The sequence below is a fragment of the Gelidibacter salicanalis genome, from assembly GCF_007997285.1.
In the GTDB taxonomy this organism is placed as follows: domain Bacteria; phylum Bacteroidota; class Bacteroidia; order Flavobacteriales; family Flavobacteriaceae; genus Gelidibacter; species Gelidibacter salicanalis.
On record NZ_VORX01000004.1, the window covers coordinates 315,094 to 340,395 of the forward strand.

18 protein-coding genes are annotated in these 25,302 nt (G+C 38.4%); 5 read left to right on the forward strand and 13 right to left on the reverse strand.

Going from position 1 to position 25,302, the window contains the following annotated elements; genetic code table 11:
* Positions 1 to 14 precede the first annotated feature (14 nt).
* Both holA and ES711_RS10670 read left to right on the forward strand, forming a co-directional pair.
* A complete protein-coding gene (holA, locus tag ES711_RS10665; protein WP_146893362.1) occupies positions 15 to 1,019 on the forward strand; it encodes a DNA polymerase III subunit delta in 1,005 nt (334 codons plus the stop codon).
* A 148-nt stretch (positions 1,020 to 1,167) separates the two neighbouring features.
* Entirely contained in the window at positions 1,168 to 1,728 is a 561-nt protein-coding gene (locus ES711_RS10670) for a type 1 glutamine amidotransferase domain-containing protein (protein ID WP_146893280.1), read from the forward strand.
* 311 nt (positions 1,729 to 2,039) lie between these two features.
* Here ES711_RS10670 and ES711_RS10675 read toward each other — a convergent pair whose 3' ends face one another.
* The 11 genes from ES711_RS10675 to ES711_RS10725 all read right to left on the reverse strand — a co-directional run bounded on the left by ES711_RS10675 (position 2,040) and on the right by ES711_RS10725 (position 19,526).
* Positions 2,040 to 2,516 carry a hypothetical protein gene (locus ES711_RS10675; protein ID WP_146893281.1) on the reverse strand — a complete coding sequence of 159 codons (477 nt, stop codon included), beginning with the start codon at positions 2,514 to 2,516 and terminating at the stop codon, positions 2,040 to 2,042.
* A gap of 4 nt (positions 2,517 to 2,520) precedes the next feature.
* On the reverse strand, positions 2,521 to 2,901 hold the full coding sequence (locus tag ES711_RS10680) for a DoxX family protein (protein WP_146893282.1): 381 nt from the start codon (positions 2,899 to 2,901) through the stop codon (positions 2,521 to 2,523).
* Positions 2,902 to 2,973: 72 nt separating this feature from the next.
* Positions 2,974 to 5,700, reverse strand: a complete 2,727-nt coding sequence (locus tag ES711_RS10685; RefSeq protein ID WP_146893283.1) for a T9SS type B sorting domain-containing protein — start codon at positions 5,698 to 5,700, stop codon at positions 2,974 to 2,976.
* A gap of 99 nt (positions 5,701 to 5,799) precedes the next feature.
* Complete coding sequence (locus ES711_RS10690) at positions 5,800 to 8,211, reverse strand: alpha-ketoacid dehydrogenase subunit alpha/beta (protein ID WP_146893284.1); 2,412 nt, start codon at positions 8,209 to 8,211, stop codon at positions 5,800 to 5,802.
* Positions 8,212 to 8,363: 152 nt separating this feature from the next.
* A complete protein-coding gene (locus tag ES711_RS10695) occupies positions 8,364 to 10,730 on the reverse strand; it encodes a S9 family peptidase (protein WP_146893285.1) in 2,367 nt (788 codons plus the stop codon).
* A gap of 128 nt (positions 10,731 to 10,858) precedes the next feature.
* Entirely contained in the window at positions 10,859 to 13,597 is a 2,739-nt protein-coding gene (locus ES711_RS10700; protein ID WP_246139177.1) for a M1 family aminopeptidase, read from the reverse strand.
* A 326-nt stretch (positions 13,598 to 13,923) separates the two neighbouring features.
* On the reverse strand, positions 13,924 to 14,613 hold the full coding sequence (locus ES711_RS10705; protein ID WP_146893287.1) for an LOG family protein: 690 nt from the start codon (positions 14,611 to 14,613) through the stop codon (positions 13,924 to 13,926).
* A 263-nt stretch (positions 14,614 to 14,876) separates the two neighbouring features.
* Positions 14,877 to 15,044, reverse strand: coding sequence for a lmo0937 family membrane protein (locus ES711_RS10710; RefSeq protein WP_146893288.1), 168 nt, complete (start codon positions 15,042 to 15,044; stop codon positions 14,877 to 14,879).
* 103 nt (positions 15,045 to 15,147) lie between these two features.
* Entirely contained in the window at positions 15,148 to 18,009 is a 2,862-nt protein-coding gene (gene uvrA / locus ES711_RS10715) for an excinuclease ABC subunit UvrA (protein WP_146893289.1), read from the reverse strand.
* A 147-nt stretch (positions 18,010 to 18,156) separates the two neighbouring features.
* Entirely contained in the window at positions 18,157 to 18,876 is a 720-nt protein-coding gene (locus ES711_RS10720) for a hypothetical protein (protein WP_146893290.1), read from the reverse strand.
* A 44-nt stretch (positions 18,877 to 18,920) separates the two neighbouring features.
* Positions 18,921 to 19,526: an acyl carrier protein phosphodiesterase gene (locus ES711_RS10725; RefSeq protein WP_146893291.1), complete on the reverse strand. Its 606-nt coding sequence runs from the start codon at positions 19,524 to 19,526 to the stop codon at positions 18,921 to 18,923.
* A 77-nt stretch (positions 19,527 to 19,603) separates the two neighbouring features.
* Here ES711_RS10725 and glmM point away from each other — a divergent pair, with 77 nt between their 5' ends.
* Positions 19,604 to 20,992, forward strand: coding sequence for a phosphoglucosamine mutase (gene glmM, locus ES711_RS10730; protein WP_146893292.1), 1,389 nt, complete (start codon positions 19,604 to 19,606; stop codon positions 20,990 to 20,992).
* Between the two features lie 106 nt (positions 20,993 to 21,098).
* Complete coding sequence (locus ES711_RS10735; protein ID WP_146893293.1) at positions 21,099 to 22,604, forward strand: aminotransferase class V-fold PLP-dependent enzyme; 1,506 nt, start codon at positions 21,099 to 21,101, stop codon at positions 22,602 to 22,604.
* A gap of 137 nt (positions 22,605 to 22,741) precedes the next feature.
* Here ES711_RS10735 and ES711_RS10740 read toward each other — a convergent pair whose 3' ends face one another.
* Together ES711_RS10740 and ES711_RS10745 are read right to left on the reverse strand one after the other, a co-directional pair.
* Positions 22,742 to 23,548, reverse strand: a complete 807-nt coding sequence (locus tag ES711_RS10740; protein WP_146893294.1) for a hypothetical protein — start codon at positions 23,546 to 23,548, stop codon at positions 22,742 to 22,744.
* A 130-nt stretch (positions 23,549 to 23,678) separates the two neighbouring features.
* Positions 23,679 to 24,569 (reverse strand): lysophospholipid acyltransferase family protein, encoded by an 891-nt coding sequence (locus tag ES711_RS10745; RefSeq protein ID WP_146893295.1) that lies wholly within the window; start codon positions 24,567 to 24,569, stop codon positions 23,679 to 23,681.
* Between the two features lie 63 nt (positions 24,570 to 24,632).
* On the opposite strand from ES711_RS10745, the gene ES711_RS10750 reads away from it, so the two are divergent.
* Complete coding sequence (locus ES711_RS10750; RefSeq protein ID WP_146893296.1) at positions 24,633 to 25,283, forward strand: rhomboid family intramembrane serine protease; 651 nt, start codon at positions 24,633 to 24,635, stop codon at positions 25,281 to 25,283.
* Positions 25,284 to 25,302: the final 19 nt, after the last annotated feature.

Here is a 25,302-nt window from a genome sequence, read left to right on the forward strand (position 1 = left end):
AAACTTTACAGATTTTGGACGAAGTAAAACAGTTGGCGGCTGACATTAAGAGCAGAAAGTTAAAGCCTATTTATTTTTTGATGGGAGAGGAGCCTTATTATATTGATAAGATTTCAGACTTTATAGAAGATCATGTGCTCACCGAAGAAGAACGCGGTTTTAATCAGATGGTTCTTTACGGACGCGATGTGACTATTGATGATATTGTGGGGAATGCCAAACGCTTTCCAATGATGGCAGAATATCAAGTAATTATTGTAAAGGAAGCTCAAGATTTATCCAGAAGCATTGAAAAGTTGGTAGATTATGCTAAAAATCCGCAACCGACCACCATTTTGGTGATGAATTATAAATACAAAACCATTGACAAACGCAAATCCCTTTATAAGACACTGAATAAAATGGGGATGGTGTATGAGAGTAAAAAACTTTACGAAAATCAGGTAGGCGAATGGATCAGAAGAATTCTGGCGCCTAAAGATTTTACAATCGCTCCCAAGGCTTCTCAAATGTTAGTGGAGTTTTTAGGCACTGATTTGAGTAAAATCAATAATGAATTGGAAAAACTCCAAATTATCCTTCCTAAAGGCACTCAGATTTCTCCGGAACATATCGAAGAAAATATTGGCATAAGTAAAGATTTTAACAACTTCGAACTGCGGAAAGCTATTGGCGATAATGACGTTAAAAAAGCCCATCAGATAATTACCTACTTTGCGGAAAATCCCAAGGACAATCCCATGGTGGTCACGGTATCTTTGCTCTTTAATTTTTTCTCCCAGTTGCTCCATTTTCACGGCTTAACCGATAAATCGCCACGCAGTGTGGCCTCTGCCTTAAAAATCAATCCGTACTTTGTAAATGAGTATATCACCGCTGCTCGAAATTTTCCTATGAGAAAAGTGAGTGCCGTGGTGGCTACTTTACGAGAATTTGACCTTAAAAGCAAAGGGGTTGGAGCCAATGCCGTGCCTCAAGGCGATTTGCTCAAAGAACTGCTCGTACACATAATGAGATAATCTGTGTAAAGACATCAGTACTGTATTTTAAGAGGTCTTAACAAATTTTATTAAGCTTAGGTTAAACCGACTGTGTAATTTCTGTATCCTTTATATTTTGGTTAATTTGATGCTTAATCAATTATTAATTTAAAAATAAAGACCACTCATGGAAAATTTAAATAAGAAAAAAGTCGCCATATTAGCCACCAACGGATTTGAAGAAAGTGAATTAAGAGAGCCTAAAAAAGCTCTGGAAAAAGCTGGAGCAGAAGTCCATATTGTTTCAGAAGACAAAGGTACAATTAAAGCTTGGGCTGATGGAAATTGGGGTTCAGACTATAAAGTTGACAAAACTTTGGACGAAGTAAGCCAAAGCGACTATCACGCATTAATGTTGCCGGGAGGCGTGATTAATCCGGATAAGTTACGCGCCAACCCAAAGGCAGTTCAATTTATAAAGTCATTTTTTGAGAATAAAAAACCAGTAGGTGCCATTTGCCACGGACCATGGTTATTGGCAGAGGCTGATGTTTTAAAAGGACGAAAAATAACCTCTTATGGTTCCATTAAAACGGATTTAAAGAATGCTGGTGCCCATTGGGTAGATGAAGAAGTTGTGGTAGATGAAGGATTGGTGACCAGTAGATCGCCGAAAGATTTACCCGCATTTAACGCCAAACTTGTAGAAGAGGTGTATGAAGGGAAACATGAAGACCAAACAGCCTAATAATAGAGTCTTATAAAAAATCATTAGTGTCCGATAATAATAAATAATAAATTAACAAACTCATTTAAAGCAAGGGACATTATAAGATTTCCGAAATGAGACCTTGCATTTTAGAAACTGTTTCTACCGAGAGGGAATGTGCGATTTTAATTTAAATGATCGTTGTTTGTCAGTTAGTTGCAAACAAGTCTTAATTCTTTATTCTAAAAGCGCAGCGGTCTTGATTCTTTATCGGACAACAATGATAAAAAATATAAAGCGTCGTACATAAGTTGTGCGACGCTTTTTTTATGGTATGGAAAATGGTCCTGTTACCCTTCTAAATCTTCCAATTGCACCTGATAGTCGTATTGTAGATCCTCGTGCAAACCGCTAACTATTTTCTTGATTAATGCAATTTGTCGGTCATAAATGTTCAATAAGGTGGCGTTTTTTGACATGGACGGTTTAAAATCTTTGAGCTTTGTACAAAAATGGAGCAGGAGTTCTACTTCGGTTTCTTTTTTAAGAGAATAGCGCGCGTATTTTTTAATATTTCTCAGGATTTTCCGAACACTCTTTTTTATGTAAAAATAACTGTTGGTGTTTATGGCTTCAAACTGTTCGTCTATTTCTACCTTTACGGTTTCAATATAGCCTTCTTCATCGTGAGATTCAAACAATAAATAAGTGAGGAGCTCTTTGTTTTCTTTTTTAAATTTAGAAAGACGCAAACACAGTTCCAACAACTCTTCTGTTGAACGGTGCTTTAATTCTTTCTTAATGGTAACAACTGAGACCGCCTTCATTTCCTTATTTTTTACCGTCTACTGAATATTTTCCTGGTCCAACCATTGCGATAATGATAAATGCTAAAAGATAAAGAATCGCTTTTTCTTTGGTTCCAAAATCGTCATTAATGTGAATAAAAAAGGCGGCTGTGGCCATAGTAATAATAACCGGGATGGCCGCAAGTCGTGTTTTAAATCCAATAAGCACGAGCAGTGGGGCAATCACTTCTCCAATAATAGCGAGCACTAAAGACGGCGTACTACCTATCCCAAATGGATCAGGAAATCCGGATGAATTTGCCATAAGCATGGTGAGCTTTGGAATGCCATGGGTCAGCATCATTGCTGAAAAGGAGACTCTTAAAATTGCAAAAGCTAAGTCGTTTAGGTTGTTATTTTTCATTTTAATACATTAATTTATTTAGATGGCAAATATATGAAAATATAGGAATGAGGAAGTGTGCATAAATTCCTTCTACAATTTTAAACTGAAATGTCCGCTATAAAATTCACCCTCAGACAATCGAAAAGTAAACCAGTAATCGTCCGGAATTAGCAATTGCCCATTATAAGTTCCATCCCAACCTCGAGATTTGAGAGGGTCAAAACTGTAAAGCAACTTCCCGTATCGATTAAAAATAGTAATGTCGCTATGCGTGTTGGTAGTCGGTTCTAACCCTTTTACATTCCAATATTGATGGTGACTATCATTGTTAGGCGTGAAGTATTTTGGAAAGCCCATAACATAAAACTCTCTAGAGACCGTAGTGCACTGGTTTTTATCCCTTACAAATACACTGTGCTTACCAGGGGCAATATTTACGAATTGATTGCTCGGTTGGTAAGGCCCGAGTAGAGTGGTTAAGGCAAATTCAAATGCTTCAATTGGCTGACTTAAATGTACAGTAACAGTATAATCGGTTACATCAATAGTTTCAATTGTGGCTATCTCATTTTGAACCACGGTAAAATTTATTGTTTCTCCACAACCTATTGTAGGGTCAGAAATACTGAGTTGGTACACCCCAGGTTGACTTACTTCAATAAAATTACTTTGCTGTCCAGTGTTCCACATATAGGTGAAGTTTTTAATTTGTGCTAGTGGAATGCCCGATTCTACAATTATAGGAAATTCTGATTGACACACTTCAATAATCTGATTTTCTAATGTAGGAAAAACCTGCACCATCAGTTTTAAAACTCCATTACCATAGCATATATTATCATTTTCAGCTCTTATATAAAGTGACGTGGCCATTGATGTGAACTGATCAGGAAGGGGATGTATTCCTATTGCCCCATCAGATTCATTTTCATGAAATGTAAGGGTGACATTGTTGGGCAAGGCGAGTTCTTTAATAATATTTTGCCTGGCGATATCCAAATTGAAAATCCCTTCTCCGTTGGTGCCAATAGCACAGCCCATTAATTGAAACGACTCCAAATCGATAGCCTGGGTGGTTGTTAATTTAACCTTAGCCATGCTGTAACATGCGGTATTGGCTTTAAAAACTTTGGCGTGGAGCAGTTCTCCTTGAGTCTTATTAGTGTAAATAGGGTTTAAGGCTTTTGAATTATTAAGGTCAGCCTCGGCTGAAGCCTTGTCGGTATAATAAAACACCTTAATATTATCCGTGGTATTAAAGGTCAATGGTCCATTAGCGAGTTCTAAATTAAAAGTGGCTTTACCATCAGCAGGATCAGAATCATAGGAATCACATTGAATCAACTCATAGGACGTAGGCATCACTTTTGGTGGTTCAGAAATTGTGATTTGCTTAATCAATGGATCATTTGTAATGCCATTTAAGGTTAAGGACAAGCTAACGGTGTAAACGGCTGGGTTGGTATACGTATGCTTTGGGTCTTCTAGAGTTGACTTTTGTCCATCTCCAAAATCCCAGACTACAGTATCATAAGGATCTTCAGAGGTGATTATAAATGTGGTGTTATCACCAAAACAGGTAAATTCATAATCAAACGTATATTTAAAAATAGATTGCACAAACGGCGGAAGTCCAAGTTCTGCTGTCCGATTGCTTCCCAGGTCTACGCTATTATGGGCGTAGTTTGCGCCTCCCCCAATAACGTTTGGAGCATTAATTACGGATAACTTTTTGCCTCCCTTTTGAAACACTTCATAACCAGCACGATATATCTTACCGTCGATTGCCAACTGTAATGCGCCCGCCACATTTAATGATGTTTTGACATTGTATTGAGATGCCACAATATTTGAACTTTCCAGATTGTATTGATAGAGATTACTATCCTTAAATACATCTGCCGTACTAAAGTTGCTAACGGTGATATACAATAATTTTGAATCTGGAGAAAATTCAATGCCGTAAGGATAGGTGTCCCGTATAATGGTTTGCTGGTGAGATATCATGCCGGTGGTATTGTTGAAATCGTAAAGTAATACACTGCCGGAGCGTTTGGTTCCTGTCTTTGGACTTCCCAAAGAGAGTGAACTATGCGCTATGGCCAACTTTTTTCCGTCAGGTGAAAGCTTCATGTAACCAATTGCCGAGATATTTGCGCCGACATCATCAATACGTGGAAAAACTGTTTGAGGTACGGTTGAAACAATTGGTGTTTTATTGACACCGTCGGTATTAACCCTAAAAGCATAAAATTTATTTATAAATTGAGTGATCACCCAAATGCTGCTGCCATCACTGTGGGTAACCGCAGTGATCTTTTCTGAAGATTTGTATTCTTTTTCGACAGGGTCATTGCTATCATAGGTGATCAGGTGAACGTTTTTATTTGAGCTGACAATGTCCCCATACCCGTTGTTAAGAGACATATCAACTTCAGAATAGTTGACGCCATCAATAGGTTGTCCTCGAGTTAAAAAATAACTGGGCTTATCTATAGTAAAAATGTAATAGGAATTTAAATCGCCTGGTTTGGGAATAATTAAGGCAGACATGGTACTCGAGCTGTGACCTAAAAGGCCGGTACCATTAACCATAATACGGTGTTGACGATCCCAAACATTGGTGCCGTCCGTGTAGAACAATAAGTTTCCTTGAGGATCTGAAATTGTAGCACACCCTTCACTAGTGATCAATTGACCATTTTTCAGCGGAATAGGACTGCCACTATTAAAATCTAAGCCTGCCGAATCTCCAAAATACCAATTTGCTGACTCTTTTTGAGCATAAATCGCCCCAGTTCCTAGTAAGCCAAACAAAACGCATGCGATGAAGCAAGTATGGAAGTAAGATTTCAAGAGGAGTAATTTCTTATAAAGATAAAATTCTTAAATTAAATTCCTCTTGTTTTCAACAGTTTATCTCAATTTTGGATAATCTTTAGGGCTCACCTCGTGCATCACAGCGTAAACACTTTCAAAAATATCTTCTAAAGAGGGTTTTGAGAAGTAATCGCCATCCGTACCATAAGCCGGTCTGTGCGCACGAGCTGTTAATGTTTTTGGTTGGCTGTCTAAATATTGATAAGCGTCTTGGGTGTTTAAAATAGCATTCAATAAATAGGCTGAAGCGCCGCCAGGGACATCTTCATCAATAACCATCAATCGGTTGGTTTTTTGAACACTTTTTGCAATATCGTGATTGATATCTAGCGGCAACAAGGATTGTACGTCAATGACTTCGGCATCAATACCAACTTCTAATAATTCCTTTGCCGCTTGTTCCACCATACGCAATGTAGATCCGTAAGATACGAGCGTAATGTCTTTACCTTCCTTAACAGTTTCAATGACGCCTAAAGGTGTTTTAAATTCTCCTAAATTAGTTGGTAATTTTTCTTTAAGTCGGTAGCCATTTAAACATTCAATGACCACGGCAGGTTCATCACATTCTAATAAGGTATTATAAAAACCGGCTGCTTTAGTCATGTTGCGTGGCACTAACACATGAATCCCTCTAATTAAGTTTAAGATACCCCCTAATTGAGACCCGGAATGCCAAATACCTTCCAATCGATGACCTCGCGTTCTTACAATCACGGGAGCTTTTTGACGGCCTTTGGTTCTATAGTGTAAGGTGGCTAAATCATCACTCATAATTTGGAGTGCGTAAAGTATATAATCTAAATATTGTATTTCAGCAATAGGTCGTAAACCACGCATGGCCATCCCGATGCCTTGACCCATGATGGTCGCTTCGCGAATTCCAGCGTCAGCTACTCTCAGTTCGCCATATTTTTCTTGTAGTCCTTCTAAACCTTGATTCACATCACCAATAGTTCCTGCATCTTCACCAAAAATTAAAGCCTGTGGATATTTTTTAAAGATAATATCAAAATTGTCCCGTAATACTAATCGGCCATCTACATCCTCTGCAGTATCGTCATAAGTAGGTTTCACCTCCTTAATCTGTAAAGCAGATTTTTTTGATTGGCTGTATAAATGAGAACTGTATTTTGGTTGAATTCGTTCGATATAGGCATCAATCCATTGATGGGTAGCATCTTTTTGTGCCGATTCTTCAGAAATCACGTAACGCAAGGATTTTCTAACTGCTGAAGCAATATCTTTTCGGATGGCTTCATTCACGTTAGAAAGTTCTGTAATCGCCCGCTCAATAAATACTTTATTAGCACTAGATTTGGCTAAATTTGTCAGCAACTGTATGGCTTCCTGTTGTTCTTCCTTAATAGGATTTTGATACGCCTCCCATGCGGCTTTTTTACCTTCTCTGACTTGCTTTTTGATGTTTTTATCAATAGCATCCAATTCAACTTCTGTAGAAATGCCGTGTGTTACAATCCAATCCCGCATTTTTCTGATGCAATCGTTTTCTAATTCCCAGTCTAAACGTTCCTTGTTTTTGTAACGTTCATGAGACCCTGAAGTAGAATGGCCTTGAGGTTGTGTCAATTCTACCACATGAATAATCACGGGTACATGTTCTTCTCGTGCAATTTTAGACGCACGTTGATAGGTTTCTACCAACTCCACGTAATCCCATCCTTTTACCTTGAGTATTTCGTAGCCTTTATTATCTTTATCTCTTTGAAAACCTTTAAGGATTTCTGAAATGTTTTCTTTGGTGGTTTGATGTTTGGCATGCACTGAAATACCGTATTCGTCATCCCAAATGCTGATAACCATTGGTACCTGTAAAACGCCCGCAGCATTAATGGTTTCAAAAAACAAACCTTCACTGGTACTTGCATTCCCTATGGTGCCCCAAGCCACTTCATTTCCTTTGTCAGAAAATTTAGGACTGTGGATGCCACTTACATTTCTGTATATTTTTGAAGCCTGTGCCAATCCTAATAAGCGTGGCATTTGACCCGCAGTAGGAGAGATGTCGGCACTCGAATTTTTTTGTTCTAATAAATTTTTCCAGTCGCCTTTTTCATCCAAACTATGCGTGCCAAAATGACCGCCCATTTGACGTCCTCCAGACATAGGATCATGGTCAATATCCGCATCGCCATATAACCCAGCAAAAAACTGTTGGATACTCAACGCTCCAATAGCCATCATAAACGTTTGGTCGCGGTAATATCCCGAACGGAAATCGCCGTTTTGGAACACTTTAGCCCAAGCCAGCTGTGGCACTTCTTTCCCGTCACCAAAAATACCAAACTTCGCTTTTCCGGTCAGAACCTCTCTTCGGCCAAGTAGACTACATTCTCTACTGGTCATGGCTATTTTATAGTCACTCAGAATTTCTGTTTGAAATTCTTCGAAAGATATATCGTTGATCGTTTTTTGACTTGTCTGCATGCTGTGCGTTTTAGATATTGCAAAAATAGTCAAAACTGACAAGGATTGCAATTGAAATAGTTGTAGTAAGCGTGAATTAATGATTAATAATCAGCTCAATAGGCGCTATAGCTCTGTAGGTCAAGAGCTGATAATTAAGTCGTTAACATAAATTATTTATTAAGAAGGGTGGTGTTAAAGAGCTTTAAAATGCGCTTGTATTCATCCGTCCAGCTACTTGGTTCTACAAAACCATGGTCTTCTGCGGGATAAACAGCCATCTCCCAATTATCTTTTCCTAATTCAATCAGGCGTTGTGATAAGCGGACCACATCTTGAAAATGTACATTCACATCTACCATACCATGGGCAATCAGTAAGTTACCTTCCAAGCCTTCCGCAAAGTAAATAGGCGAGGAGCGCTCATACGCGATAGGATCATTAATGGGTTCATTTAAAATGTTTGAAGTATACCCGTGATTGTAATGTGCCCAATCTGTAACCGATCTTAAGGCAGCGCCTGATTTAAAAGTTTCCGCTTCTGTGAAAAGCGCCATTAAGGTGATGAAACCTCCGTAACTACCGCCGTAAATCCCGATGTTTTCTTTATCGATGCCGTGAGTGTCCACCAAGTATTTGGCGCCGTCCACTTGATCAGATAGGTCTTTACCACCCATATGTCTGTAAATTCCGGTACGCCAATCTCTGCCGTAACCTGCACTGCCACGGTAATCGATATCAATAACAGTATACCCTAAATCCGTTAGCAAATTATGGAACATGTATTCTCTAAAATATGAGGACCACCATTTATGGACGTTCTGCAAATATCCGGCGCCGTGCACAAATATGACCGCAGCATTATTTTTTACCGAAGCTTCCGGAAGATAGAGGCGGGCAGGAACATCTGCACCATCTTGGGCTTTAAAAGTAACGAGTTGTGGGTCTCTCCACGCATATGTTTTAAATTCTTCAGACTGACCAGAAGTCAATTGAAGGGCTTCTGCTTTAGCAGCGGTTTTTTTGTAATAAAGTTCCCAAGGTTGATTGCTGTAGGAGTGTAATATGGCCATGTGCTTTTCATCAGGAGAAAGACTGACGTCATTGTTCCCAGGCATTGTGGTCAGTTGTTCCATGGATCCACCCATCAGTGCCATTTTATAAAAATGGCGTTCTCCAGGGCCTACTTGTGAGGTGGTGAGGTACCAACTTTTCTTGTCATTAGACATAAAGGGTTCGAAAACCTCATAATTACCAGAAGTCAAAGCTTTTTTAGTACCATTGGTAACATCTAATAGATAGAGGTGTGAGTATCCAGTAGCCTCTGACTGAAAATAAATATGTTTGTTATCCGGTAACCAACCCATGGTGCCGCCGCTCATGCTCCAACCAATTCCCGGGCCAGCTATCCACGCCTCATCACGTTGTCGGTCTAAACTGCTTAAGGCTCCAGACTTTAAATCTAATGTTGCTATCCAACGGTCCTTGTTATCTTTAGAGCGCACGTTAACAATGGCATGTTGTCCATTATCAGAAAAATAGGCTGGGGAACTGATGACTTCGCGTTCTTTTTCTTCCCATTCTTTATCTGGATAGTCCGTTACGTAATCTGGTAAATCTGTTATGCCTGGCAGATTTGTAGTATTGACGGTATATACCGTGTCTTTTTCAACATTGTAGATGGCTAATTCTACTTTAGTGTCGTCAGCCCCAACTTTAGAACGGGTGTTTAAATCCTTAGTATAACTGGAAGCATCAATATAATTTGGAACGATGGTATTGTCACTCTTGCCCCGGTCGTAAAGGCTAAAGGTAACATATTTGGCGTCTGGCGATACTTGTAAATTCATGATCTGACGTTCACCTGCATAATAGGTATAGGCATCTTTGTCTTGGCGGACCTCCCTGATTTTCTTAGAGATCTCCTTCTCATCTTCACGCTCTTTTACCACGCTTAGAAGTTTAAGGTTTTCGTTTTCTAAAAACGTCGATTTGTCTGATGTTTTTGGATCTTTCTTTTTAGGTGCTTCACCCGTTTTAATTTGGGTTAATTTCTTTAAAACTCCTGTGTCCTGCGAATATACATACGCATTATTGTCCAACTCAAAAGCTATCCAATCTTCATTGGCTAAAAAATTGGCATTGCGGATGTTTTCTGGCAACTGTAATAATTCAGTTTCTTTTCCAGATTTTAGGTCATAAATACTTAAAGTATTGCCTATAATCTTTAGCTTTTTAGTCTTTTTAGCGTTGTAAGTACCTCTAGAAAACTCAGTGTCTTTTTCTTTGGACCAGCTCACTTTTTCAATAGACTTGGTGTTTTTTAAACCAATGCAGTATAATGAATCTGCCGGATCAGCATCTTTATTGTAGTTGAAATAAATAGCACTGCTATTTTGATCCCATTTAATGTTTGAAGGGAAGGTGCCCATCCATTTAGGATCTTGCATCACCTTTTCTACGGATAGAGCGCTCTGTTGGGCGTGGATGTTAATAAAAAGTACTGAAAAAAGAATGCTAAAGAAAATAGATTTCGTCATTACGTAGAGTTTAAAACACAAAGGGACTAAACTACATAATTTTAGAAATATAAACTTAATGAAAGTCTACTTATTAAACACCGGACCGTTTAAATGTGCGAGAACAGCAAAAAGATTCCCAAATTTTATCAATACCATTTACGTCTGAACAATCCTAAAAGTGCTTCAGGATCCAAGGTGAATTTGATGCGGATGCGCTGGCTGTAGTTGGGTTCATCAACTTCCCATCCTAAATTGGAATACAATGGAAAATACAGTTCAAAATAATCGGTGACCAAATTGAGCCGGATGCCAGCATCGTAAACAAATATAGGGTCAACCGACTTATTTTTCACCAATCCAATATCACCATAAGCTTCAATATAACGCCATAATGTGGTGCTCACGTTGGCTGTGGTCATCCACTGATTGGCAAATGGGGTGTCCAATTTCGATTTGAAACCACCTTCTGCAATAATAATTTGTTGACTAAAGATGCCTGAGGCTTCTGAGCGTCCCAAATAATTGTAATCAAATAAATAATCGGTAGGTCGGTCTAAGGCAAAACTGAAGTAATCAGAATTGACGTCTGTATTGTTATACAGGAACGTGCCGGCAAAAAAGCGGAAATTAAATTGTCGGTTATTTTCCGCCAGTTTTCGAAATTCATAATTCACCGCTAGTTTTCCAAAATCTTGGGCCACTTGAAAATCATAATAGAACTTTGAGTAATCAATTAAGCCGGTAAGGGCATTCACGTATCTCACGTTAAAAACACTATAATCCGGATTGCTGACGGTCAATAAAGAGTTGTTATTAGTTCTGGAAATGTTCAAAAATCTAAAATTCAAATAACTGCCTTTATTCGATCTGTAATTGGAATGATCTCTAAAATAAAATGAAACACTTGGTTTGATGACGGATACAAAAGCGTCTTCTGCAAAGGAGGAATAACTACCGCCAATGCCATAAGTAATCCTATACAAGTCTCTATCTTCCAAATGCTGCGTGTACCCTACGGTAGCGCCACCAGTAATCGTTTGGGAATTGAATGAATATTTGGGAGAGATGCGGTAACTGAAATTCTTCATCAGCAGCGTCTTATTATAGATTTTAGCCCCTAACGTAATCCCATCGTAAATATTGTTGAATTCCACCAAAGGCATAAAAAACACCTGATTGTAATTAGGATCTTCAATGTCCTGAAACACTCTCAATTGCAGAGGTTTGTTGTTAAATAACCAACCTTCTAAAGATTTCCAATTGTCCCTTAAATTGTATTCCGGAATGGTGTTATCATAGTTTAAGACCAATTTTGTAGCATCTGTTCTAGGAATGGTCAATGTTTTAGAACCATGGATGTGTTCAATCCATTGTTTGGATTGGATGGTATCATTTTTTATGGTAAAGAGCGAAACCGGAACGTCAGTATCACGTTTATTCTTTATGGTGAATGTTACCGAGTCTTCAGTCTTGATCACATCTTTAATTTTAAAATCAATTTTTTTGGAGGTGTTGATATAGTCTTTAAAAAACCAATCCACATCTTTGTCTGTGTTTTGTTTCAACAAGTCTTCAAAATCAGTAGTTGTAGTTCTCTTTAAGCTGAATTGCTGCAGATATTGTTGAATGGTGTTTTCAACGGTATCTTCATTTACAAAATCATCCAAATATTTTAACCCAATACCAGCTTTGTACTTACTAGCAATATTGGCATTAAATTTCAAGAGTGCATCTTTTGGTGTGGTCAAAGCTTGATCTCTATTGGTACGAACCATTTGCATGAAATACAGATTGTATTGTTCGTTAAAATCAACATCAGCGGCATGAAATGAGCGAACTCCCCAAACATTGGCCAAAGTTCCCAATAATTTCAGGTCTGGATATTGTTCTTCAACATATTTCATCAAATAATACATTTGAATTCCGTCTTTAAGCCAATAATCGGTTCTGGGATTTAACAGTAGCGTATTTTCCAGATAATTTTTTAAGGTGGTCTTGAGCAGTTTCAGTTCATACTGCAAATTTCCGGGAAACGGGTTGATAAATTTTGGCAACTGATTGATGCCATAAAGCGGATCCTTTCGGTATTCTATATCAGTCACCAAAAGGGATTTATGAGGATAAGAGCCTAAGTTTTGATGGATGAATTGAGTGACTTTATCGGTGATGATGGCCCGATCCATGGGTAAAATCCCGCCACTTTCAAGATTGGTGATGACGGTAAAATGGTCCGTTTGCACGACATTGAAGTTGGGAAATTTATTAAGGTATAACTTACTGTCTACCCGATCTTTCCCAAAAAGATAAAAGGTTTGAGTGTTGTCATTTTGAGTAATATTTTGAATGTCGAGCTCTGAAAACAGTCCGTAATTTTTAGGAAATTCTAACTTTAAATGAAGGTCCGCCTTTGGGATGTATAAATCGTCTAGATTTTTATTACTGTAATACTGCCAAGCGCCATCATAAACGGCTGGGGTAAGGTACCAGTATTTTAAATTGAATTCATTAGTGTCCGTAACGCCATAATCTGTAAAAGTATCCACAGGAAATTGGAGTATGTAAAACAACTGAATTTCATAAGACTGCTCTGGTAAGAGAGCTGCTGCCAAATGTACTTCAACCACATCTGGATGTGCTTTTAACCGATTAAATTCTAACGGCTCATCAGTATCAGTTTTAATGGCCGTAATACTTGTAAACCCACGCATATCGCTTTTAGCAAAATGAAACTTGGTGCTGAACTCTTCAGTAAACCGATCAGCTAAAGGTGTGCGCTTGGTAGAAAAACTATTGTTCCAATCGTTGAGGTAGATTGTTTTGAGCGTGTCTTTTGAAGTGTTTTTATAGCGAATGCTTTGCATCACTTTCGCGGTTCTGTTATCCATGTCAAATTTCGCATCGATGTTAATGTCATTCTGACCAAACATGGATGTGCAAATGAGCAATAGGATACAAAAAAGAAAGTGTTTATTCAATGGACCGTGGCATCTATAGGGTGAAAACTTTAGTAAAATAGTATGTTTATATGAACTGCTATCAGTTATCTAACGGATAAAACCGTCTTATGGTTTTATGAGAGCAGTAAATTGTGAAAATATTTTAGAATCACCAACCAATATCCATAAAAAAATAAAAGCACATCTTAATTGTCATTTAAAATGTGCTCTACTTATGAATAGGATGTGGTTGTAATTGTAAAAAAGTACGAATCTTAGAAATTTGGACTCAGTTCAAACTCTTTATAGAACGCATCCAGAATATTAATTACTTCATCAGGAGTATCTACCAAGTGCACCAAATCTAAATCTTTGTCGCTAATATTGGCGAACGAATCTAATAACGTCGCTTTTACCCAATCCAACAAGCCCGACCAGAATTCAGTACCGACAAGAATGATAGGGAATTTCTCAATTTTATTTGTTTGGATTAAGGTAATGGCCTCAAATAATTCGTCTAAGGTTCCAAAACCCCCAGGCATTACGACGAAGCCTTGAGAATACTTAACAAACATGACTTTTCTGACAAAAAAATAGTCAAAATCTAAACTTTTATCGCCATCAATATAAGGGTTGTCATGTTGTTCAAATGGCAAGTCAATATTTAAGCCTACAGAAGTTCCGCCGGCAATATGGGCACCTTTGTTTCCTGCTTCCATAATCCCTGGGCCACCACCAGTGATAACGCCATAACCATGTTCGACTATTTTTTTGGCAACTTCTTCCGCTAATTTGTAATATTTATGATCAGGCTTGGTACGGGCAGATCCAAAAATAGACACACATGGTCCAATTTTGCTCAATTTTTCATAGCCGTTAACAAACTCACCCATTATTTTAAAAATGGCCCAAGAGTCGTTAGTTTTGATTTCATTCCAAGCTTTACTGTGTTTTTCTAATCTCATTATGTGTAATATATAGTGTTTTATGTTATCAAGTGTAAATTTGACATGTCCGTAGAACTACTGCTACAAGAGCTGCCAAAACACACAAATTTAATAGAAAATACGATAATACCTTCTATTCACTTGATTTTAAAAATACTGCTGTTTTTAACTTTTATAAGTCTAGGTAGTTAAATTCTGTGGTGTTTGTACCAAATCTATCAAACTTAAAAAGGCAAATCTTTCGATTTGCCTCATATTAAAATCATTTCGTTTTATACTTACTATAGTGGTTTACGACCTGATATAATGTTGTAAAGAATTACAACGATTGCAATAACTAAGAGTACATGTATTAGTCCTCCTGTTCCAATGCCTTCAACAACACCTAAAAAGCCCAAAAGCCAGACTATGATTAAAATTACGGCTACTAGCCAAAGAATACCTCTCATAATTGATAGTTTTAAAGTTATGATACTAAGATAATAAAGTTTTGATACTATCAGAGTGCGAATATGAATAAATTTTTAACACTATCCGTGAACGGTATATAAACTACGCCTTAACGCTCGATTGCTCTGCCGCAATTTCCAATTCTTTCTTTAAAAATTTGGCAGTGTAGCTCTTTTTGTGTTGGGCCACATGCTCTGGCGTGCCTTCCACAATAATCTGTCCGCCACCTTTACCACCTTCATAACCAACGTCAATGACATGGTCCATGGTTTTAATGACATCCATATTGTGTTCTATAATTAATATGGTGTTGCCTTTATTGACCAATTCATTAAGGACGTCCATCAAAACACGAATATCTTCAAAATGTAATCCTGTCGTAGGTTCATCGAGAATATAAAAGGTGTTTCCGGTATCGCGTTTACTTAACTCCGTCGCTAATTTAATGCGCTGTGCTTCTCCTCCAGACAATGTTGTGCTTTGTTGCCCCAAGGTGATATAGCCTAAACCGACATCTTTTATGGTCTTTAACTTCTTGAATATTTTAGGGATATGCTCAAAGAAATCCACCCCTTCATTAATGGTCATGTCTAAAACATCACTGATCGATTTGCCTTTGTAACGAATTTCTAAGGTTTCCCGATTAAAACGTTTGCCTTGGCAAGTTTCACATTCTACATACACATCAGGGAGAAAATTCATCTCAATCACGCGAAGTCCACCTCCTTGACAGGTTTCGCAACGACCGCCTTTAACGTTAAAACTGAAACGTCCTGGTTTATAGCCGCGAATCATCGCTTCCGGAATTTTCGCAAACAAGCTTCTGATTTCGTCAAAAGTTTTGGTATAGGTTGCTGGATTACTACGTGGTGTACGACCAATGGGCGACTGATTAATGTCAATGACCTTGTCTATATGCTCCAAACCTTTGATGCTCTTGTAAGGCATCGGCTTTTTAACACCATTAAAATAGTAAGCGTTTAAAATAGGGTAGAGGGTTTCATTAATCAAAGTCGATTTACCACTTCCCGATACGCCGGTAACACCAATCATTTTACCCAATGGAAATTTAACCGATACATTTTTAAGGTTGTTACCCGTGCAGCCTTTCAGTTCGATAAACTTGCCATTGCCTTTACGACGCGATGCTGGTACTTCAATTTGTCGGGTGCCGTTAAGATAATCTGCCGTTAGGGTATGGTGGGTTTTCAATTCTTCCGGTGTGCCCACACTGATAATTTCGCCACCGTATTTACCAGCTTTCGGTCCAATGTCAATCACATAATCCGCGCATTCAATCATGTCTTTATCGTGTTCAACCACAATTACCGAGTTGCCAATATCGCGCAGCGCTATTAAAGATTTGATCAATTTTTCATTATCGCGTTGGTGTAAGCCAATACTTGGCTCATCTAAAATATACAGTACGCCCACAAGTTGCGATCCAATTTGGGTGGCTAAACGGATCCGTTGTGCTTCCCCGCCAGAAAGGGATTTTGAGCTTCTGTTCAGTGATAAATATTCCAAACCTACATCCAATAAAAACTGCAAGCGGGTTCTGATTTCTTTGATAATTTCTTCGGATATCTTAAGTTGCTTCTCAGACAATTGCGGCGTCAGTTCTGCAAACCAGCGCGCTAGGTCCACGATATCTTTATTGGCCAATTCGGCAATGTTTAGTCCGTTCACTTTAAAGTAAAGCGATTCTTGGCGCAAACGCGAACCGTGACAAGCATCACATTCCACTTTGTCCATATAATCCTTGGCCCAACGTTTTAGTGATGTTGTTTCTGCTGTGGTGAACTGGTTTTCGATAAAGTTCGCAACGCCTTCAAAATCGATTTTATAATCACGGGTAACCCCTAATGTCTTACTTTCGATTGAAAACTTTTCATTACCCCCGTATAGGATCATTTTTTTTGCCTCGTCCGGAATGTCCTTGTAAGCATCAGTCAATTGAAAATTGAACCGTTGCGCAATGGTTTCAAACTGCTTAAAAATCCAGCTGTTTTTGTAAGGGCCGTGTGGTGCCAAAGCGCCGCCTTTGATAGACAGATTTACATCAGGAATAATTTTCTTTTCATTAACCTGATACAATTTGCCAATGCCGTTACACTTAGGACAAGCACCTTTTGGGGAGTTGAAAGAAAAGTTATTAGGTTCAGGATTTGGATAGGAAATCCCAGAGGTAGGACACATCAAACTTCTACTAAAATAGCGGGTTTCCTCAGTGTCCTGATCGAGGATCATTAACACATCATCACCATGATACATGGCGGTGTTAATAGTCTCTGTAAGACGTTTTTCATTGTCCACCGTGTTGTCAATTTTCAGTCGGTCGATGACAATTTCAATATCATGCATTTTATAGCGATCCAACTTCATGCCCTTCACCAAGTCTTTTACTTCGCCATCAGCGCGGACTTTCACGAAGCCTTGTTTGGCAATTTGCTCAAACAATTCGCGGTAATGACCCTTACGAGACCGAACCACCGGTGCCAAAATGTTGATGCGTTTGCCGTTAAAACTTTCTTGAATCAACTCTTTAATCTGTTCATCCGTATAACTTACCATTTTTTCGCCGGTATTGTAGCTGTAAGCATCACTTGCTCTGGCGTACAATAATCGTAAAAAATCATAAATTTCAGTGATGGTCCCCACAGTAGATCGCGGTGATTTGCTCGTAGTTTTTTGTTCGATAGCAATAACTGGAGAAAGTCCATCAATTTTATCGACATCAGGACGCTCTAAGCCGCCCAGAAACTGACGGGCATAAGCCGAAAAAGTTTCGATATAACGACGCTGTCCTTCAGCATAAATGGTATCAAAAGCTAATGACGATTTACCACTACCAGACAAGCCTGTAATGACTACAAGTTTTTCTCTGGGAATGCTGACGTCTATATTTTTAAGGTTGTGAACGCGTGCGCCTTGAACCTCTATTGTTTCTTCAAATGTACTCATAGTAGTGCAACCTTATCTGATTTACAGACAAGTTTGCAAAGGTACGGATTATGACCTAAAAAATAAAGGCCCGAATATGTAGAGTTTTGTTAAATTATATGATGGTGAGAGGGTTATATCGCATTGGCTAATTTTAGCTCTTATTAGCTACTTCTTGCCAACCACATCCGTGATTTCAATCCCAAAAACCAAAAATTTATGGAATGTGGGTAAATGAGCTCCAGAATCAGTTGTGGTCCAATCGCTCCACGAGGCTTCTAATCCCCCAATTGGCAGAATATCTACCCACATTTGGAAACTATTAGGTTTCCCTGTATCTTCCAAATGCCACAGATAAGAATCGCCTGGGGTCGTGCCGCCAGAATTGTATGTTACCAGCAATGCTTTTGAACCATTATCCAAGGTAACCACCTGGCGCTCTGTACCAGCATCAAAAACTTTATACGGCGCCACTACCCAAAAAGAATCGTTGTTAAAATAGGAAAGGGCCTTATCAATCAGTTCTTGCCCTTCTTTGCCTTCAATTATTTGTTCATTTTGAAAGACTTTGCTATTGGAAGGGGAATTTAAATCTAAAGTCACTTTGTAGTCTTTCCAATAAACTTCGCAAGTATTTTCGGCCTTATTCCATTTAAAGTGATGGCGTTTTTTAAAGGTCCATTCTAAATAATTGGTGTTTTTATAGGCGTCATGATCCAATGCATGGAGCATTTTGGTGGCCAACTGTTCCGCTTGTTGGCCTTTGGTGCCCGTTGGTACATCTTCATTGTATTTGAAATACACAAAACCGAAAAGCAGCAAAGACGGCAACGTAAGGAAGATGATTATCCCCGCAATTATTTTTAGTATTTTTTTTGGTTTGGTCATTACTAGTATAAAAAGGTTAATAAGTTAACTTATCGTAGTGGAGTTTAGTGTAAAGCGTACAACTGATGTAGCATGGCTAATTTTTCGTTAGAGAACGCTCGCAACTCTTCAAAGAAATCGGTAAATTCTTCTTCAAATTCGTCGTAAAACTCCTGAAGTTCGTCAGTGGCGTTGTTCATCCCAGAAATATTGTTGGTACGGTGGTTCATTCCATTTAGTACTTTTTGAATGCCTTCAATATGAGCATAGTTTAACAACCAATTATCAGCAATCATATAGGGCATCATTTTCTGAATGCGTACGGGTAGTATGGTGAAATTTGCTTTTAAATCGTCGTAAAAGTTTTCTATATAAAGATCTAGTGGGATATCGGAATATTGCGACCAATTTTTCGCTAAAAAATGATCGTATAATATATCTACAATTACGCCGCTGTAGTGGCTGTAATTTTTATGAAGTCGTTTGGTGCTCATTCTCACGGTTGGGTGCGCATCTGTAAAGGTGTCAATTTTGCGATGGAGCAAAATACCAATTTGAATAGCATCGGGGTATTTTGCATACCGCTTTCCTTTGATGCCGTCGGCTATAAAATTGCCAATCGTAATGGCCGTGTTGTCTCCAGAAAGATAAATGTGGGCTAAAAAATTCATTGGTCTAATTTACGGAATTGCAATTTACATATCCAAGATTGTAATCGTATATTTGCTTTTCATTTTAAAAAACACATATGACACTCATAAAATCTATTTCTGGAATACGAGGAACCATTGGAGGCAAGGTAGGCGATAATTTAACGCCTATTGACGCGGTAAAATTTGCATCCGCTTACGGCGTATGGTTAAAACAGCAACGCAATAAAGACAACTATCGGGTTGTGGTAGGGCGTGATGCGCGTATTTCTGGAGAAATGATTCAAAATTTAGTGATGAATACTTTGGTGGGGATGGGCATTCATGTCATTGATCTTGGCTTGTCTACCACGCCAACGGTGGAGGTTGCCGTACCTATGGAACATGCAGATGGTGGTATTATTTTGACCGCAAGCCACAATCCGAAACAATGGAACGCGCTAAAACTTTTAAACGCTAAAGGTGAATTTTTAAATGGTGAAGAAGGTGCCAAGATTTTAGAAATAGCTGAATCAGGCGACATGAGTTTTGCAGAGGTGGACGATCTTGGAGAAATCACAAAAAACGAAGCCTATATTGATATACATATTGATGAGGTTTTAAAGATGCCATTGGTGAATAAAAAAGCCGTTGAAGCAGCGCAATTCCGAGTGGTTGTAGATGGTGTGAATTCTACTGGTGGCATCGCCATTCCACTATTATTGGAGCGTTTAGGTGTGCACGCTATTAAATTGTTTTGTGAGCCAAACGGTCAGTTTCCTCACAATCCAGAACCTTTAAAAGAGCATTTATACGATTTGGCTGCTGAGGTAGTTAAAGAAAAAGCCGATTTAGGGATTGTGGTCGATCCAGATGTTGACCGATTAGCCTTTATGGACGAAAATGGAGAAATTTTTGGTGAAGAATATACCTTAGTGGCTTGTGCCGATTATGTGTTGAGCAAAACACCGGGAAACACCGTAAGTAATATGAGCTCCACTAGAGCCTTGAGAGATGTGACTGAAAAGCACGGCGGAACTTACGAAGCGAGCGCTGTAGGTGAGGTAAATGTTGTGGAACTGATGAAGAAAAATAACGCCATCATTGGTGGTGAAGGAAACGGAGGTATCATTTACCCTGAACTTCATTATGGACGTGATGCCCTTGTTGGTGTAGCGCTATTTTTAAGTCTGTTGGCGGAAAAGAAAATGAAAACGAGCGAATTAAGAGCTACCTACCCAAATTATTTTATGGGCAAAAAGAAAATTGAACTGACTCCAGGCATGGATGTGGACGGTATTTTATCTAAAATGGAAGAGCGTTACCAAAATGAAAATTTAACCACAATTGACGGGGTTAAGATTGACTTTAGTAACAGTTGGGTACATTTGCGCAAGAGTAATACCGAACCAATTATCAGAATTTATACGGAAGCCCCTTCGCAGGAAGAAGCAGACGCTTTAGGTAATAAGATCATTGCAGAGATTAAAACCATTGCCAATATTTAGTACGAGAAGGAATGATTCTAGTGAAAGCGTAATGGCATTTCACAATTAATTAATGAAGAAGACCTGTCCTTAAGCAGAAACACATAGCATCGAAAATTGTAACCACATGATTTCAACAGATACATCAGTAGGAAAAATCACCGAACTTGAAGCTTATTTTCAGCAGTTCAGGCAGCACATTATTGGCATTGACCAAGATTTTAAGACGCCTTACGGAAAGCAGAAGATCATTTATACAGATTGGACGGCTTCGGGTCGCTTGTACCGACCTATAGAAGAAAAGTTGATGAATGACTTTGGACCCTATGTAGCCAACACTCATACGGAGACCACGGTGTCCGGAACAGCCATGACCAAGGCGTACCATAAAGCCAAGCACATCATTAAAGATCATGTGAACAGTAATGCAGACGATGTTTTGATTTGCTGTGGCAGTGGGATGACGGAAGCCATCAATAAATTCCAGCGTATTTTAGGTTTGAAGGTTCCTGAAAACTTGCAAAAACATACCACGGTGCCTGATGAAATGCGCCCGGTGGTATTTATCACTCATATGGAACACCATTCTAATCAAACCTCATGGTTGGAAACCATTGCTAAAGTTGAGGTGATTCCTCCAGGTGAAGATGGGTTGTTTTGTATGGATAACTTGAAAGAACTTTTAGATAAACATGAGGCACGGCCAATAAAGATCGCTTCCGTAGTTGGAGGGTCTAATGTGACTGGCATCCAAACGCCCTATCACGACATTGCAAAAGTAATGCATCAAAATGGCGGGGTCTGTTTTGTAGATTTTGCTTGTTCTGCACCTTATGTTGATATTGATATGCATCCAGCAGACGAGGACGAAGCCTTAGACGGTATTTTCCTTTCGCCTCACAAATTTTTGGGAGGTCCTGGCACTTCAGGTGTGTTAATTTTTAATAAGAAATTATACAAAAATATGATTCCGGATAGTCCAGGTGGCGGTACCGTAAGTTGGACCAATCCTTGGGGAGAGCATAAATATATTGACAATATTGAAGATCGGGAAGATGGTGGAACACCAGGGTTTTTACAAACCATAAAGACTGCCTTGGCGATTAAATTGAAAGAACAAATGGGCGTGGCCAAAATGTTGGAGCGTGAGCATGAACTCATCGACTATATTTTTAGTGCTTTGAATCCCATTGAAAATATTAACATTCTTGCAGGTCAACACCAAGACCGTTTGGGGGTGATTTCTTTTTATATAGATGATTTGCATTACAATTTGGGTGTAAAGATCCTCAACGATCGTTTTGGAATTCAAACCCGTGGCGGTTGTAGCTGTGCGGGGACTTACGGACATTTCTTGTTACACGTAGACGTGGAAACCTCAAATGCACTGACTCAGGAAATTTCTTTAGGGGAATTGATGCGGAAGCCAGGCTGGATCCGGATGTCTATTCACCCGACCACCTCTACTGAAGAAGCGATGTATTTCTGCGAAAGCTTAATTGCATTGGCCGAAAACCATAAAACATGGGCCAAGGATTACGATTATATTGCTGCAACGAATGAGTTTGTGCATAAGTCGACCGTAATTGAGGACAAATTTCAACTGCCGGTGGAGGAGTGGTTTGAGTTGTAGAATAGAACGTTTGTGCATAAGGTTAATTGCGTGTTTTAACACTAAAGTCAGTAACTAAAATACTGACCAAGAATATCCATATGGACTTTTGTAAATAAGCTAAAACTAGCAATAAATGACGGGGTGGGGCATAGTTTTTAATTTTCAATCCAACTATAGAATTTAATATTATTCCAACTATAAATTGAAATTGTAACTCCAGAGTTTTCTTCTATGTTTTTTGAAGAATAGTCGTTCAGGATGCTACCCAGATCATTAAATTCTGCGAAATCCGAGTATTTATAGAATTTAGAAGGGTGATTAACCCGATTCCCATCAGTTGTTTCAGGATATGGTATTCTGCCCTCTCCTTCAAATTCAAATTCTTCGAAATCAGGATTTTGTTCTAAAATCGTAAAAAAATCTGAATAAATGTTGGTGTTATTTGTATTAGTTCCACAAACATAAGCGAATGAATTTTCAGGAATCCTAAAAGTTTTGTCGTATAATGAACTTGTAAAATTCTTTTCGATAAGCGTTAAAGAAATTTTTTCTTGATTAATGTCTATTGAATATTTGTCAATTGTATTTCCATTTATAAAAGTTACTTTATTTGTGTTTAGAGGCAAGTCAATATAAGAAATGGCAGGTCCAAATGCGGTTAAACAAATTTCTGGTTCAATTATTCCATCAAACCTTATAATTAGTTCACTGCCCTTTGTAAATTCAGTTGTAGATAAACTAAAGTTTACACAAGAAAAAATTTCAGAACTGATTAATTTCAGTTTCAAGGAGGGCTCTTGTACGTCATTAGTATTAAATATTTCTTCGGGCATGAAATTTATTTCAGTTTCAATTAAGTTTCCCGTAATAAATTCAGAATATTCCGTTTCATTAGCCATCTCATCATCGGTACTACAACTAAATATAATGATTGATAGGATTAATAGTGTAAGTTTTTTCATTTGTGTTCTTTTCAGAATAGATGAATAAATTCCAAATTGGTTGCGTCAAATTATGCCCTACACTTAAAAATCAACAACTTCCATTTTAAAGCGTGTACATTATTGAAATTAATAACGACATTATAATGCTTTATTTAAATTCTTCGGGCACCGCATTTCGATGTTTCCAGCGTCGATGTGTCCATAGGTAATATTGGGGGGCTTCGCGAATTTGTTTCTCTAATTTCTTGGTAAATATATCCGTTATCTCGTAGTTGGGATATTCATTAGGATGCACTGCTAGGGTTTCAAAAGTAGTTTCATAGAATCCCCTTTTTAAACGTTTTACTCTAAAAAACACGACGGACATGTCTAATCTTTTGGCTAGCATTTCAGCGCCTGTATGAATCGGGACTTTAATTCCCATAAATTCATTCCAGTGATATGCTCGCGCAATACGAGGTGTTTGATCAGACACGAATCCATTGATAGTTAATTCGCCTCTTTGTTTCGTTTTGGTGAGCGTAGGGACAGTCTCCTTGGTGGTGATCAGCGTGCTGTCATATTTTGCCCGGATACGCTTCACTAACCGATCGAAATATTTATTACCTAACCTGCTGTAAACCGCGTATCCCTTGTGCGACACGTATTTTTGCATAATAAATATCCATTCCCAACTTCCGTAATGCCCGCACATTAATACGATACTTCTATTTTGCTTTTCCAAGTCATTAATCAGCTCAATATTGGCAAACGTAAAGCGTTCTTTCATTGCTTTTTCAGAAATGGTCAAGGATTTGATCGCCTCTACCATCATATCGCAAAAATGGTGATAGAACTTTTTGGTGATTAAATTTATCTCAGTTTCGGGTTTCTCAGGGAAAACCAATCTTAAATTATCCTGCACCACTTTTTTTCGGTAGCCGAGCAATTTATAGATAATCAAATACAGACCATCAGAAAAGGCGTAAAGCAATCGAAATGGTAATATTGAAATCAACCAAATTAGTGGATAAACCAAGATGTAAAGGAGAAATTGCATTTTTTAATATTAGATTTGCAGGTGCAAAGATATGCTTAAAAATATTTAATACGTTTGGAGTTTATGGGTAATTTAGATTTGGTCACCATTATTATAATCGCGGCAAACGCCATTATTTCTTACAAAGGATTTAATGATTATAGCTTTTTTGAACGCTATAAATTCAATGTTGGCGGCATCGTTAGAGGCGAGAAAATCAGGATGTTCAGTTCAGGGTTTTTACATGTGGATATGATGCACCTCATCTTTAATATGTTTACCCTTTACTTTTTTGCACCAGTTGTAGTCTATCATTTAGGGACGCTGTATTTTCTCATCATTTACATTGCAAGTTTGCTTTTAGGAAATTTATTATCACTATTTTTTCATAAGCATGAACACTTCTATAGCGCTGTTGGTGCTAGTGGCGCCGTAACCGGTGTTTTGTACTCCGCAATTCTCCTAGAACCTTCTATGCAGTTGGGACTATTGTTTATTCCGTTGCCAATTCCGGCCTATATTTTTGGAATCCTATATTTGATGTATTCTATTTATGGGATGAAAAATAAAGTGGGTAATATTGGTCATGATGCCCATTTTGGTGGTGCCATCGGTGGCTACGTGGTTACCCTCATGCTCATGCCTTCACTGTTTCAAACTGATTTGTTGATGGTAGGCTTATTAGCCGTACCAATTATCATCTTATTTGTGATGCATAAAATGGGTAAGCTTTAATAACATTGTGTTTGTGAGT

Bases quoted from the DNA above. Each gene is read 5' to 3' on its own strand.
- ES711_RS10705 (WP_146893287.1), bottom strand. From the start codon at position 14,613: ATGAGATTAGAAAAACACAGTAAAGCTTGGAATGAAATCAAAACTAAC.
- glmM (WP_146893292.1), top strand. From the start codon at position 19,604: ATGACACTCATAAAATCTATTTCTGGAATACGAGGAACCATTGGAGGC.
- ES711_RS10750 (WP_146893296.1), top strand. From the start codon at position 24,633: ATGGGTAATTTAGATTTGGTCACCATTATTATAATCGCGGCAAACGCC.
- ES711_RS10680 (WP_146893282.1), bottom strand. From the start codon at position 2,901: ATGAAAAATAACAACCTAAACGACTTAGCTTTTGCAATTTTAAGAGTC.
- ES711_RS10690 (WP_146893284.1), bottom strand. From the start codon at position 8,211: ATGCAGACAAGTCAAAAAACGATCAACGATATATCTTTCGAAGAATTT.
- ES711_RS10675 (WP_146893281.1), bottom strand. From the start codon at position 2,516: ATGAAGGCGGTCTCAGTTGTTACCATTAAGAAAGAATTAAAGCACCGT.
- ES711_RS10725 (WP_146893291.1), bottom strand. From the start codon at position 19,526: ATGAATTTTTTAGCCCACATTTATCTTTCTGGAGACAACACGGCCATT.
- ES711_RS10740 (WP_146893294.1), bottom strand. From the start codon at position 23,548: ATGAAAAAACTTACACTATTAATCCTATCAATCATTATATTTAGTTGT.
- ES711_RS10710 (WP_146893288.1), bottom strand. From the start codon at position 15,044: ATGAGAGGTATTCTTTGGCTAGTAGCCGTAATTTTAATCATAGTCTGG.
- uvrA (WP_146893289.1), bottom strand. From the start codon at position 18,009: ATGAGTACATTTGAAGAAACAATAGAGGTTCAAGGCGCACGCGTTCAC.
- ES711_RS10720 (WP_146893290.1), bottom strand. From the start codon at position 18,876: ATGACCAAACCAAAAAAAATACTAAAAATAATTGCGGGGATAATCATC.
- ES711_RS10700 (WP_246139177.1), bottom strand. From the start codon at position 13,597: ATGGATAACAGAACCGCGAAAGTGATGCAAAGCATTCGCTATAAAAAC.
- ES711_RS10670 (WP_146893280.1), top strand. From the start codon at position 1,168: ATGGAAAATTTAAATAAGAAAAAAGTCGCCATATTAGCCACCAACGGA.
- ES711_RS10735 (WP_146893293.1), top strand. From the start codon at position 21,099: ATGATTTCAACAGATACATCAGTAGGAAAAATCACCGAACTTGAAGCT.
- ES711_RS10745 (WP_146893295.1), bottom strand. From the start codon at position 24,569: ATGCAATTTCTCCTTTACATCTTGGTTTATCCACTAATTTGGTTGATT.
- ES711_RS10695 (WP_146893285.1), bottom strand. From the start codon at position 10,730: ATGACGAAATCTATTTTCTTTAGCATTCTTTTTTCAGTACTTTTTATT.